Genomic DNA, 12315 nt, shown 5'->3' on the forward strand with positions numbered 1-12315 from the left:
GCCGTGGTTCTCTTGCCCTTGCCAGCGGCGGCGGTCGTTGCGGCGGCGGGATCGAGTATTTTTGGCATAAAGAAGCGGGTTTTGCCCTGCGCCGGGGCTGCCTTGGGAGGCAGCCCCGGTCCTGCGGCTCAGGCGGTGGTCTGGCCGAGAGCCTGGTCGAGATCGGCGATCAGGTCGGCCGGGTCTTCGGTGCCGATCGAAAGGCGCACAACATTGGGGCCCGCACCTGCCGCCTCCTGTTGTTCCGGGCTGAGCTGGCGGTGGGTGGTCGAGGCGGAATGGATCACCAGCGAGCGGGTGTCTCCAAGATTGGCCACATGGCTGAAGATCTCCAGCGCGTTGACCAGCTTGACGCAGGCTTCGTAACCGCCCTTGACGGCGAAGGTGAAGAGCCCGCCGGCCCCTTTCGGGCAGTAGCGCTGGCCGCGCGCGTGATAGGGCGAGGAGGGCAGTCCTGCATAGGTGACGAAATCGACCCGTTCGTCCTGTTCGAGCCATTCGGCGACCTTGACTGCGTTGGCGACATGTTTCTCCATGCGCAGCGACAGGGTTTCGATGCCCATCAGCGTATAGTGAGCCGCCTGGGCGTTCATCGTCATGCCGAGGTCGCGCAGGCCGATGGCGATGGAATGGAAGGTGAAGGCAAGATTGCCGAAGGTCTCGTGGAACTTGAGCCCGTGATAGGCTTCTTCGGGTTGGGACAGTGAGGGGAACTTGTCATTCGCCGACCAGTCGAACTTGCCCGAATCCACCACGCAGCCGCCCATTACCGTGCCGTTGCCGGTGAGGTATTTGGTGGTCGAATGCACCACCAGTGTCGCGCCATGTTCGATCGGGCGGCAGAGATAGGGCGTGGCGGAGGTATTGTCGATGATCAGCGGGATGCCGGCCGCGTCGGCGATGTCCGCAATGGCGCGCACATCCATGATATGGCCGCCGGGGTTGGCGATGACCTCGCCGAAGATCGCGCGGGTATCGTCATCTATGGCGGCTTTGACCGCGTCGAGATCGTCGAAATCGACGAAGGTGCAGGACCAGCCGAAGCGTTTGATGGTCTGGCTGAACTGCGTCACCGTGCCGCCGTAGAGTCGGGTCGAGGCAATGATGTTTTTGCCGGGACCCATCAGCGGAAAGAGCGCCATGATCTGTGCGGCATGGCCCGAGGAACAGCAGACCGCGCCGACCCCGCCCTCGAGCGTGGCGATCCGTTCCTGCAGCACCGCGACCGTCGGATTGGTCAGACGCGAATAGATGAAGCCGACTTCCTGCAGGTTGAACAGCGCCGCCGCATGGTCGGCATCGCGAAAGACATAGGCGGTGGTTTGGTAGATCGGCGTCTGGCGCGCGCCGGTGGCTGGATCGGGGCGCGCGCCCGCGTGGATCTGCAGCGTGTCGAAGCCGTGGCTTGGCGTGTCGGTCATTCGGTATCCTCCTCAGAACATTGCATCGCGGTGTAGGGTGAAAGGGGGCGGCGCTCAACAGGCTTCGCGGCGTCCCGGGTCAGCGCATCCAGAAGCCTTCCGACTTGATCCGGTTGCGGATCGCCTGTTCGCGGCGCGGCAGGTTATCGCGGTCAAACAGCGCGCGCACCTTGGCGCCGCGGCCCTGATAGATCATCCGCTTGATCGGGTCATGCCCCTTCAGCACCTTCTTCAGCCTGTTCGGTGCCGCGATGCGTTCGAGCGTCTCCACCACGTGATCGCTTTCGCGCGCATAAAGCAGCGGCAGCAACCGGTAATGACAGGAGACCGAACCGTCGAGCAGGCCTTCGGGCAGGGTGTCGCGCCCGCCGCCCAGGGCATGGATGACCAGCGGCAGGGTGATCTGGTCGAGCCAGGGATCGAAGGACTGGCAGCACAATTCCACCGGCGGATCGTCCCGGATCGCTAGCGCGAATTCAAGGAACAGCGCGCCGAATTCCCGCGGGCAGCGGTAGAAGAAATATCCTGCGTTGAAATAGAGGTAGCGGCGCCAGTATTCATCGGGCTGGCCGAGGTCGAGGCTGCTCTCGAAATCTAGCCCGAACTTGTCGTAAAGGGCGCGCCAGATTCCGCTGTAGCCCGGTCCGTAGAGCTGCGGGATCGGCCATGTTCCCTCGCGGCGCAGCGAGGCGCTGGGGCGGTCGAAGTCGAAGGGCACGCTTGCCAGATCGCCGGTGAACAGCGTGTCGGTATCGAAGAAGACGAAGGGCTCGCCCGGGGGAAGGGCGGCGAGCATCTCGATCTTGTTGCCATAGGGATAGGCGCTGCCGAAATGCGCGCTTTGAAAGGGCAGGATCTCTGCTCCGAGCGATAGCAGGGCGGTGCGCAGATCGTCCCGGTCAATTCGTGGATCGTCCCGCCAGAGCGGCCCGGGCTGCGGCTCCATCACCAGCAGGCGACCCTGGAAATCGGGGCTGGTGTCGCGCAACGACGCGGCAAAGAGCAGGGCCTCATAGGAAAAACGCCCGGCCTGGGCCACGATCACGACATTGAAGTCTCCCCTGAATTGCCGATCGCCTGTCATGTCGTCGCTGCCCTTTGCTTTGTCGCAGGCTAGCGCGGGAGGGCGCGGGGGGCAAACAGGCAATGAGGGGGTCGACACATGCGGCAAAACGGCCGATTACTGTCGGTTTGCGAGGCCTGCAAGTCACCAAATTATCAGGGAAAAGTGGCAGCCCGTAGGGGAATCGAACCCCTCTTTCCAGGTTGAAAACCTGGCGTCCTAACCGATAGACGAACGGGCCACTCTGTCTGTGAGCGGACGTTTAAGTAATGCCGCAGACGGGCGCAAGCAGAAATGTGCGCTTTCTCCAGAAAAAGTTTTCAGGCCCGCGCCGCGTCTTCCAGGCGCAGCTGAACCGAGCGGCGGCCGCGCCAGGAATTGATGTCGAGACGCCCTGCGAGGTGGAAACGGGCACCGCCGTTATTCTGCAGCGCCGGGCCCAGGGGACCGTCAAAGGCGCCGAACATGATTGCATCGAGCGAAGCGCCGAGACCGTCGCTGAAGCCGACCTTCAGATGGTTTTCGCCGACCCGCTTGGCATGCCGGATCTGCACGTCCGGGAAGACATAGCGCGGAGCCGCGGCCCCGGCGCCGAAGGGGCCCGCCTGTTCGACCATCTCGGCCAGTTCCACCGTCGCGGCGCCGGGCATCAGCAATCCTTCGACGCGCAGATCGGCCGCACCGATGAGATGGGCGCCCTGCCTGGCCAGCAATTCGCCGAGTCGCGCCATCGCGGCCTCGATCTTGTCTTCCGCCACCGTCAGGCCCGCGGCCATCTTGTGACCGCCGCCCTTGATCAGCAGCCCCTCTGCCGCCAGCCGCTGGATCGGCGCGCCGAGGTCGATGCCGGAGACCGAACGGCCCGACCCCTTGCCGATGCCGTTCTCGACGCCGATGACGATGGAGGGACGGTTGCAGGCCTCCTTGAGCCGCGAGGCGACGATGCCGACGACACCGGGATGCCAGCCCGGCCCGGCGGCCCAGACCAGCGGGGTGTCAAAGCCGCGGCTCTCGGCCTGATCGAGCGCGGCGGCGCGCACCGCCGTCTCGACCTCGCGACGCTCGGTGTTGAGCTGGTCGAGCCGCTCGGCCAGCGCGGCCGCCTCATGCGGGTCATCGCTGGCCAACAGCCGCGCACCGAGATCGGCCTTGCCGATCCGCCCGCCGGCGTTGATACGCGGGCCGAGCAGGAAGCCGAGATGATAGGCGGCCGGGGCGGTATCCATCCGGGCGACATCGGCCAGCGCCGCCAGCCCGGGCCGTTCGCGCCAGGCCATGACCTTGAGCCCCTGCCGCACGAAGGCGCGGTTGACGCCGATAAGCGGCGCCACATCGGCCACGGTGGCCAGCGCCACGAAATCGAGCAGCGACATGAGGTCGGGGCCGCGACTGCCTGCCTCGCGCAGCTGTCGCCCGGCTTCGACCAGCATCAGGAAAACCACGGCGGCGGCGCAGAGATGGGCCAGCGCGCCGTCCTCGTCCTGCCGGTTCGGGTTCACCACCGCCAGCGCATCGGGCAGGGTCTCACCCCCCAAGTGATGGTCGAGCACCACCACATCTGCCCCCGCCGCAGCCGCGATCGGCCCATGCGAAAGCGTGCCGCAATCGACGCAGACGATCAGGTCATGGTCCCGTGCCAGCGCCGCCATCGCCTCATCATTGGGGCCATAGCCCTCATCGATCCGGTCCGGCACATAGAGCGTCGCGCCATGGCCCATGTCACGCAGCCAGACCAGCAGCAGCGCCGCCGAGGCACCGCCGTCGACATCGTAATCGGCAAAAACCGCGATCCGTTCGCGCCGTTTCAGCGCCTGAAGAAGACGTGCGGCGGCGATCTCCATGTCCTTGAGGCTGCGCGGATCGGGCAGCAGTGCCTGCAGGGAAGGGGCCAGAAAGCCCTCTGCCTCCTGCGGCGCCACACCGCGCCGCGCCAGGACCTGACAGACGGCCGCGGGCAGGCCGCTCTGTTGTTCCAGAAACTCGCAGGCGCGGGCGGTTTCCACATCCGGCCCCAGCCAGCGCCGCCCGGTGAGGGAGGCATCAACGCCCAGAAAGCTCATGCCATACCTCTCGAAATTGAGATCGTGAAGAAGTCGAGATCGTGATAATGCCCGAGACCGGGGCCGCGCGCGCGATCGGAGCCCTTGCCGCGATCAGTTGTCGGATACCGGGGTTCGGTAATTGATGCGCCGCACCGAGCCGGTCTTGGAACGCATGATCAGCGTCTCGGTGGTCATCCAGCCCGGCTCTCGCCTGACCCCGGGCAGGATGGTGCCGCCGGTGACGCCGGTCGCGGCGAAGATCACATCCTCGGTGACCATCTCGTCGCGGCTGTAGACCCGGTCGAGATCGTCGATCCCGGCCTTGCGGGCACGGCCTTTTTCGTCGCTGTTGCGGAACAGCAACCGGCCCCACATCTGCCCGCCCATGCATTTCAGCGCGGCAGCGGCCAGCACGCCCTCGGGGGCGCCGCCCGCCCCCATGTACATGTCGATGCCCGTTGCCGGATCGGCGCAATGCATCACGCCTGCCACGTCTCCATCGGTGATCAGCCGGATCGCGGCTCCGGTAGCGCGGACCGCGGCGATCATCTCCTCGTGGCGCGGGCGTTCGAGGATGCAGACGGTAATGTCGGAGATTTCGCAGCCCTTGGCCCGGGCCAGCGCCTCGACCCGCTCGCCGGGGGACATGTCGAGCGTGACGACATCCTTGTCGAAACCCGGCCCGATCGCCAGCTTGTCCATGTAGACGTCCGGCGCGTGCAGCATCGAGCCGCGCGGCCCCATGGCGATCACGGTGAGCGCGTTGGGCATGTCCTTGGCGGTCAACGTCGTGCCTTCCAGCGGATCCAGCGCGATATCCACGCCCGGCCCGTTGCCGGTACCGACTTCCTCGCCGATATAGAGCATCGGCGCCTCGTCCCGCTCGCCTTCGCCGATCACCACGACACCGGCGATGTCGAGCAGGTTGAGCTGCTCGCGCATCGCGTTGACGGCGGCCTGGTCGGCTGCCTTCTCGTCACCATGTCCTACCAGCCTGGCAGAGGCGAGAGCGGCAGCTTCGGAGACCCGGGCGAGGCCGAGGGACAACATGCGGTCTTGGAATTCGGCGGATGCGGTCATGGATTGGTCCTTGGAAAAGAGCTTGTCTCAAACGTCTATCGGGGCCGGCGGAGTCGCACAAGCCAGGGGGTCACAGCTCCTCGATGCGCAGGGCAACCGGCTGACCGGCGAGCACGCCGGTGCCTTCCATCGCTTCGAGCGCCTGATCGAGCGCCGCGCGGGAGGTCTTGTGGGTCACGATCAGCACCGGGGCCGAAACATCGGAATGTTCGTATTGCCGCATCCGGTAGATGCTGACCCCGGCTTCGCCGAGCAAGGTCGCGATCTTGGCGAGCGCGCCGGGTTTGTCGACCAGTGCCATGCGCAGGTAATAGGGGGCGGGCGCCTGCGAGAAGGCCGGGGTGGGGGTGACCAGTGCGCTGGCCGCCTGTCCGAAGACCGGCCCGCGCCAGCCGCGCGCGATGTCGCAGACATCGGCCATCACGGCGCTCGCGGTCGGACCTTCGCCCGCACCGGGACCGCGCAGCACGATCTGACCCACGGCGTCGCCCTCGATCACCACCATGTTGGTACCGCCATCGAGCTGACCGAGCGGCGAGCTTTCCGGCACGAGGCAGGGCTGCATACGCTGTTCGAGCCCCCGCCCGGTGGCCTGCGCCACGCCGAGCAGCTTGATCTTGTAGCCCATGTCGGCAGCAGCGCGGATGTCATCGATGCTGATCCGCTCGATCCCCTCAAGCTGGATACCGTTGAAATCGACCTTGGTGCCGAAGGCGATGGAGGACAGGATCGCCAGCTTGTGCGCCGCGTCGATCCCGCCCACGTCAAGCTGCGGATCGGCTTCCAGATAGCCCAGCCCCTCGGCCTCGGCGAAGATCTCCTGATAGCTCTTCCCGGCATCTTCCATCCGCGTCAGGATGTAATTGCAGGAACCGTTCATCACCCCCATCACGCGGGTGATGCCATTGCCTGCCAGCCCCTCGACCAGCGTCTTGATCACCGGGATGCCGCCTGCCACGGCAGCCTCGTAGCGGATGACCCGACCGGCGGCCTCTGCCTGCTCGGCCAGCGTCTGGCCATGGACCGCGAGCATGGCCTTGTTGGCGGTAACCACGTCCTTGCCCGCCGCCAGCGCCGCCTCGGTCGCGGTCTTGGCAGCCCCGTTCTCGCCGCCCATCAGCTCGACGAACACATCGACGTCTTCACGCCGCGCCAATGCCACCGGATCGTCCTCCCAGCCATAGGAGGTCAGCGGGATACCGCGGTCCTTGTCGCGGCTGCGCGCCGAGACGGCGGAGATCACGATCGGTCGGCCGACCCGGGCCTCGAGCAGCGCCGATTGCTGTCGGATGATGCGCAATACGCCCATCCCGACGGTTCCCAATCCGGCAATCCCAAGGCGAAGGGGCTGTGTCATGGGGGCTTCCTTTGATTGATGGCAGGTTTTGCCGCGATGTACCCGCTAAAGGGCGCGCTTGCAACGCGCCTTTGCCGCCGCCGGGCTCAGCGCCGACCCGCGGTCAACCGGGCGCGTTCGGCGGGGCTGAGCAGCGGGCCGCGCAGCGCCGCGGAGCGGGCGCGCAGGGCAGCGATATCATTCTCCATCCCGGCCCGGGTCTGCGCCTCATCGATGCCCGGGGCCTGCGCTTCGGCGAGCAGCGGTTCGAGCGGCACCAGTGCCGGATAGTCCGCCTGCTCCAGCGCCGGGGTGATGGTCGCGTCGAGCGCCGGGAACTGCGTGCAGCCAAAGAGCGGCAGCAGCGCCAGCGGCAGGCCGATCAGCAGGGCGGGGCGTTGTCTCATGGAGTTTTTCTGCACCAGATCGGGTGGGGGGCGCAAGCAGGGTTTGCTTTTGAACAATTGTTCATTAAGCATCCGGCCATGGCGCGCACGGCAGGATCACATTCGGATATCACCGGGCCGCGGGTGCGGGCCGCGGCGCTCAAGCTGTTTGCCGAAGGCGGCTATGCGGCGGTGTCGATGCGCGCGATCGCGGCGGAAGTTGGGGTGCAGGCGGGGGCGCTCTATAACTACACGCCCGACAAGCAGACGCTGCTATTCGAGCTGATGGAAAGCCATATGCGCGAACTGCTGGCGGCCTTCGAGGACGACCCGGCGCTGACCCCGACGGCGCGGCTGGCCCGGTTCACCCGCTTTCACATCCGCTTTCACAGCGACCGTATGAGCGCTGTTTTCATCGCCTATATGGAGCTGCGCAACCTCACGCCGGAGAATTTCGAGAAGGTCGAGGCGCTGCGCCGACGCTATGAGAACCGGCTCGAGGTGATCCTGCGCGACGGGGTGGCTGCGGGGGAATTCGACCTCGGCGACACCAAGATCGCAACGCTGGCGATCATCGCGATGCTGACCGGGGTGAACACCTGGTTCCGCAGCGGCGGGCGGCTGTCGCTGGAAGAGGTGAGCGCGCAATATTGCGATATGGTGCTGCGCTCGGTGGGGCGAACGGGGGGTGTGTTGGAGGGTGGGGCGCGTTGATGTCGTGGTAAGCTGGTGAGGTTATGTCAAATTGTGGTCGGGCTTGCCTCCTTGAAGCTTGATGTAGGTATTCACCTTAGGGTTGCGTTGTGGCCCTTTGAACTTTAAGAAGCCGGGTTGGCGCGGCCTCGCGGCGTTCACCTGTTAGATAGGTGTGTTGAACCACTTTAGCATGCTTGCCCCCTCAACAATTCGGCACATTCACCGCCAGCCCCCCCAGGCTGGTCTCCTTATACTTCTCGCTCATGTCCTCGCCGGTTTGGCGCATTGTCTCGATGCAGGAATCCAGCGGCACCAGATGGGTGCCGTCGCCGCGCAGGGCGAGGGAGGCGGCGGAGACGGCCTTGATCGCGCCGAGGCCGTTGCGCTCGATACAAGGCACCTGCACCAGCCCTTTCACGGGGTCGCAGGTCATGCCGAGGTGGTGTTCGAGAGCGATCTCCGCGGCGTTTTCGATCTGCTCGGGGGTGCCGCCCAGCACGGCGCAGAGACCGGCGGCGGACATGGCGGCGGCGGAGCCGACCTCGGCCTGACAACCGGCCTCGGCACCGGAGATCGAGGCGTTGAACTTGACCAGCCCGCCGATCGCCGCCGCGGTCAGGAGGAAATCCTCGATATGGGTTTCGGAAGCGCCGGGCACGTGGTCGAGATAATAGCGCAGGGTCGCGGGCATTACCCCGGCGGCGCCGTTGGTGGGCGCGGTGACGACCTGACCGCCCGCCGCATTCTCCTCGTTCACCGCCATGGCATAGACGCTCATCCAGTCGTTGATCGTATGTGGCGCGGATTGGTTCTGCCCGCGTTCGGCCAGGAGCGCGTCATAAATTCCCTTGGCGCGGCGCTTGACCTTGAGCCCGCCGGGCAGGATGCCTTCGGTGCTGAGCCCGCGGTCGATGCAATCGTTCATCACCTGCCAGAGCCTTTTGGTGCCTCGCGCGAGGTTCTCCGCACCGCCACGGGATTCCTCGTTGGCGCGTTTCATCTGGGCGATGCTCTTGCCGGAGGATTTTGCCATCTCCAGCATCTCGGCGGCGGATTTGAACGGGAAGGGGACGGGCGCGCCTTCGTCGCTGTCCTTCCCGGCGGCGAGCTCGGCCTCGGTCATCACGAAGCCGCCGCCGATCGAGTAATAGGTCTCGCGCAGCGAGATGTCGCCTTGGGCATCGGTCGCCATCAGCATCATGCCATTGGCATGTCCGCTGAGCCGCGTGTCATAATCGAAGATCATGTCCTTGTCCGGGTTGAAGGCGAGCGGCGGCAGGCCGGGCACCTCGATCCGGTGGCTTTCGCGCAGCTCGGCCAGCACGGCCTCGGCGCGTTCGGCGTCATAATCCTGCGGGGTGAAGCCCGCGAGACCGAGGATGGTGGCGCGGTCGGTCGCGTGGCCGACTCCGGTGAAGGCGAGCGAGCCATGCAGCGAGGCGCGCAGCCCGGCGAAGTGGAAGGGCGAGGCGCGCATCAGGTCGAGGAACCGTGCGGCGGCGACCATCGGTCCCATGGTATGCGAGGAGGACGGGCCGATGCCCACTTTGAACATGTCGAAGACGGAGAGAAACATCAGGAGGCCTTTCCTTCATGGAGAATGGGCCGACGCGCGGCCATGCGGCGGGTCCGGCCCACTCCGCGCGCCCGGTGCCGGGCGGCGTGGCCGGGCAGGCGGGGGTTCGGGGCACATTCCTTCAGCGCCGCGGCATTGGCAAGGCGAAACCCGCCATGGGCGGTGCCGAGGAGGAGGGGAGCGTCGGTCATGTCCCGGTGGTAGCGGGTGCGCCGGGTTTTGCGAGTTCCTATGCGACGCTTTGGGGCGGATTTATACCGACGCCCGGTTTTGCGCGGCTTTCTGCAACCTCGCGGCGCAGGGCCGGGGGCAAAAAAGCCGAAACGGGCCATGGCCCCGGCCCGCACTTGTGCCTATAACCTCCCGGAAACCATTTATCGGAGCTGCCGCCATGACCGGAGAATTATCGCCGATCGACAAAGCCAAATTCGTTGCCGCCCGCCGCGCGGCCGATTTCGTTGAGGACGGGATGCGCGTCGGGCTCGGCACCGGCAGCACCGCCGCCTGGCTGGTGCGCTGTCTCGGCGAGATGGTGCGCGATGACGGTCTGCGGATCAAGGGTGTGCCGACCTCGACCCGCACTGCCGAGCTGGCCCGCGCCGTGGGGATCGAGGTGATCAGCCTTGATGAGGCGAAATGGCTCGATCTGACCATTGACGGGGCCGATGAATTTGACGGTGAGCTGAACCTGATCAAGGGCGGCGGCGGGGCGCTGCTGCAGGAGAAGATCGTCGCCACGGCGAGCGATCAGATGGTGGTGATCGCCGATGTCGGCAAGGAGGTGGAGACGCTGGGCGCCTTCCCTTTGCCGATCGAGGTGATCCCCTTTGGCTGGCAGACCACGCAGGCGCTGGTCGAGGAGACGCTGATCAGCATGGATGTGCTGGGGCGCAATTCGAGCCTGCGGATGAACGGCGACGTGCCTTTCGTCACCGACGAGGGCAATCATATTCTCGATCTCCATCTCAACCGGATCGGCAATGCCCGGCAATTGGCCCTGGTGCTGAACCAGATGCCGGGCGTGGTTGAAAACGGTCTGTTCATCGATATCTGTGACGCGGTGGTGATCGGCTATGGCGATGGCCGGGTCGAGGTCCGCGACATCAACGAGGGCACCATCGATACCGACCGCGTGGATTTCGTCGAGACAGACAACCTGTTCTCCGACCTGAGTGATTGAGGAGGCCCGTATGGCCAAGAGCAAGACCGAGTTCGATTACGATCTGTTTGTGATCGGTGGCGGCTCCGGCGGCGTGCGCGCCGCGCGGGTGGCGGCCGGGGAACATGGCGCGCGGGTGGCGCTGGCCGAAGAGGACCGCTATGGCGGCACCTGTGTCATTCGCGGCTGCGTACCGAAGAAGCTGATGGTCTTTGCCTCGGGTTATGCCGACGTGGTGGACGAGGCCAAATGCTATGGCTGGGATCTGAAGGCCGGGCCCTTCGACTGGCATTCCTTCCGCGGCAGGCTCCACGAGGAGCTCGACCGGCTCGAAGGAGTGTATCGCAAGCTGCTGAGGGGCTCGGGGGTGCATACCTACGACCAGCGCGCCCGGCTCAAGGATGCGCATACCGTCGAACTGGCGGATGGCGAGACGTTCACCGCCAAGCATATTCTGATCGCAAGCGGCGGCCGCCCGGTGCGCCCGGAGCTCACGAACGCGGAACTCGGCATCGTTTCGGACGATATCTTCAGTCTCGAGCAATTGCCCAAGTCGATGCTGATCATCGGCGGTGGCTATATCGCCTGCGAATTCGCCTGTATCATGAACGGGCTCGGGGTCGAGGTGACGCAATATTACCGCGGCGCGCAGATCCTGCGCGGTTTTGACGAGGAGGCCCGCGGGCTAGTGGCGGAATCGATGCGCGAGAACGGCATCGATCTGCATGTCGGGACCAATATCGTCGAGATGGGCCCGGCGGGCGAAGATCATCTCGGCACCAGCCAGATCGGTTCCGACGCGGCCATGGGCGCCTTGCAGAAAAGTGCTGACAGCGCCGCCGATCCGGGCAGCGTGAAGGAACGCGGACCGATCTGGGTGAAATCCACCAATGGCGGCGAGAAGGTCTTCGATGTCGTCTTCTTCGCCACCGGACGGGCGCCGAACAGCGATGATCTGGGGCTCGCGGATCTCGGCGTCAGCCTCGGTCGCAACGGCGCCATCGAGGTCGACGAATACAGCCAGACCGGGGTGCCTTCGATCTATGCGATCGGCGACGTCACCGACCGGGTCAACCTCACGCCGGTGGCGATCCGCGAGGGCATGTCCTTCGTCGAGACGGTCTTTGCGGGCAATCCGACGCCGGTCGATCACGAGCTGATCCCCTCGGCGATCTTCACACAGCCTGAGATGGGCACGGTGGGCCTCAGCGAGGAAGAGGCGCGCGAGCAGGAGGAGGTCGAGATCTATGCGACCTCGTTCCGCCCGATGCAGAGCGCCTTTGCTGAGAAGTCCGACCGCGTGTTGATGAAGCTGGTCGTATCGAAGGAAACCCGCGTCGTCCTGGGCTGTCACATCGTCGCACCTCACGCGGGCGAGCTGATCCAGATGGCGGGGATCGCGGTCAAGGCAAAGCTTACGAAAGAACAGTTTGACGCCACCTGCGCGGTGCATCCGACCATGTCCGAAGAGCTTGTCACCATGCGCAGCCCGGTGCGGACGGCTTGAACTTCGCCGGGAACATGCACAAGTTTAGACATATTGGCCGCGCGTGCGG

Annotated in this window: 11 protein-coding genes and 1 tRNA gene; 3 read left to right on the plus strand and 9 right to left on the minus strand. The window is 65.5% G+C overall.

Going from position 1 to position 12315, the window contains the following annotated elements; translation table 11 throughout:
• Nucleotides 1–128: 128 nt before the first annotated feature.
• The 7 genes from ACFSUD_RS02630 to ACFSUD_RS02660 form a co-directional block, all read right to left on the minus strand.
• A complete protein-coding gene (locus ACFSUD_RS02630; RefSeq protein ID WP_386371206.1) occupies nucleotides 129–1421 on the minus strand; it encodes an O-acetylhomoserine aminocarboxypropyltransferase/cysteine synthase family protein in 1293 nt (430 codons plus the stop codon).
• Nucleotides 1422–1500: 79 nt separating this feature from the next.
• Entirely contained in the window at nucleotides 1501–2505 is a 1005-nt protein-coding gene (locus ACFSUD_RS02635; protein WP_386371208.1) for a hypothetical protein, read from the minus strand.
• Nucleotides 2506–2650: 145 nt separating this feature from the next.
• Nucleotides 2651–2725: transfer RNA gene (locus tag ACFSUD_RS02640), tRNA-Glu, on the minus strand.
• A gap of 79 nt (nucleotides 2726–2804) precedes the next feature.
• Complete coding sequence (recJ, locus tag ACFSUD_RS02645) at nucleotides 2805–4544, minus strand: single-stranded-DNA-specific exonuclease RecJ (RefSeq protein ID WP_386371210.1); 1740 nt, start codon at nucleotides 4542–4544, stop codon at nucleotides 2805–2807.
• A gap of 93 nt (nucleotides 4545–4637) precedes the next feature.
• A complete protein-coding gene (glpX, locus tag ACFSUD_RS02650) occupies nucleotides 4638–5606 on the minus strand; it encodes a class II fructose-bisphosphatase (protein WP_386371212.1) in 969 nt (322 codons plus the stop codon).
• A gap of 70 nt (nucleotides 5607–5676) precedes the next feature.
• Nucleotides 5677–6963, minus strand: coding sequence for a homoserine dehydrogenase (locus ACFSUD_RS02655; protein WP_386371214.1), 1287 nt, complete (start codon nucleotides 6961–6963; stop codon nucleotides 5677–5679).
• An 86-nt stretch (nucleotides 6964–7049) separates the two neighbouring features.
• Nucleotides 7050–7349: a hypothetical protein gene (locus ACFSUD_RS02660; protein WP_386371216.1), complete on the minus strand. Its 300-nt coding sequence runs from the start codon at nucleotides 7347–7349 to the stop codon at nucleotides 7050–7052.
• A 78-nt stretch (nucleotides 7350–7427) separates the two neighbouring features.
• Between ACFSUD_RS02660 and ACFSUD_RS02665 the strand changes: the two genes are divergently transcribed.
• Entirely contained in the window at nucleotides 7428–8042 is a 615-nt protein-coding gene (locus ACFSUD_RS02665; RefSeq protein WP_386371218.1) for a TetR/AcrR family transcriptional regulator, read from the plus strand.
• Between the two features lie 184 nt (nucleotides 8043–8226).
• On the opposite strand, the gene ACFSUD_RS02670 is transcribed toward ACFSUD_RS02665, so the two are convergent.
• Together ACFSUD_RS02670 and ACFSUD_RS02675 are read right to left on the minus strand one after the other, a co-directional pair.
• The gene (locus ACFSUD_RS02670) at nucleotides 8227–9600 is read right to left on the minus strand and encodes an L-serine ammonia-lyase (protein ID WP_386371220.1); all 1374 of its coding nucleotides are present in this window, start codon (nucleotides 9598–9600) and stop codon (nucleotides 8227–8229) included.
• The gene (locus ACFSUD_RS02675) at nucleotides 9600–9791 is read right to left on the minus strand and encodes a hypothetical protein (RefSeq protein WP_386371222.1); all 192 of its coding nucleotides are present in this window, start codon (nucleotides 9789–9791) and stop codon (nucleotides 9600–9602) included. Before ACFSUD_RS02675 ends, ACFSUD_RS02670 begins: the two co-directional genes overlap by 1 nt.
• Nucleotides 9792–9991: 200 nt before the next feature.
• Between ACFSUD_RS02675 and rpiA the strand changes: the two genes are divergently transcribed.
• Nucleotides 9992–10780 (plus strand): ribose-5-phosphate isomerase RpiA, encoded by a 789-nt coding sequence (rpiA, locus tag ACFSUD_RS02680; RefSeq protein ID WP_386371224.1) that lies wholly within the window; start codon nucleotides 9992–9994, stop codon nucleotides 10778–10780.
• Between the two features lie 10 nt (nucleotides 10781–10790).
• On the plus strand, nucleotides 10791–12266 hold the full coding sequence (locus ACFSUD_RS02685) for an FAD-dependent oxidoreductase (protein WP_386371226.1): 1476 nt from the start codon (nucleotides 10791–10793) through the stop codon (nucleotides 12264–12266).
• The last annotated feature ends 49 nt before the right edge of the window (nucleotides 12267–12315 follow it).

Source organism: Sulfitobacter aestuarii (genome assembly GCF_042685005.1).
In the GTDB taxonomy this organism is placed as follows: domain Bacteria; phylum Pseudomonadota; class Alphaproteobacteria; order Rhodobacterales; family Rhodobacteraceae; genus Sulfitobacter; species Sulfitobacter aestuarii.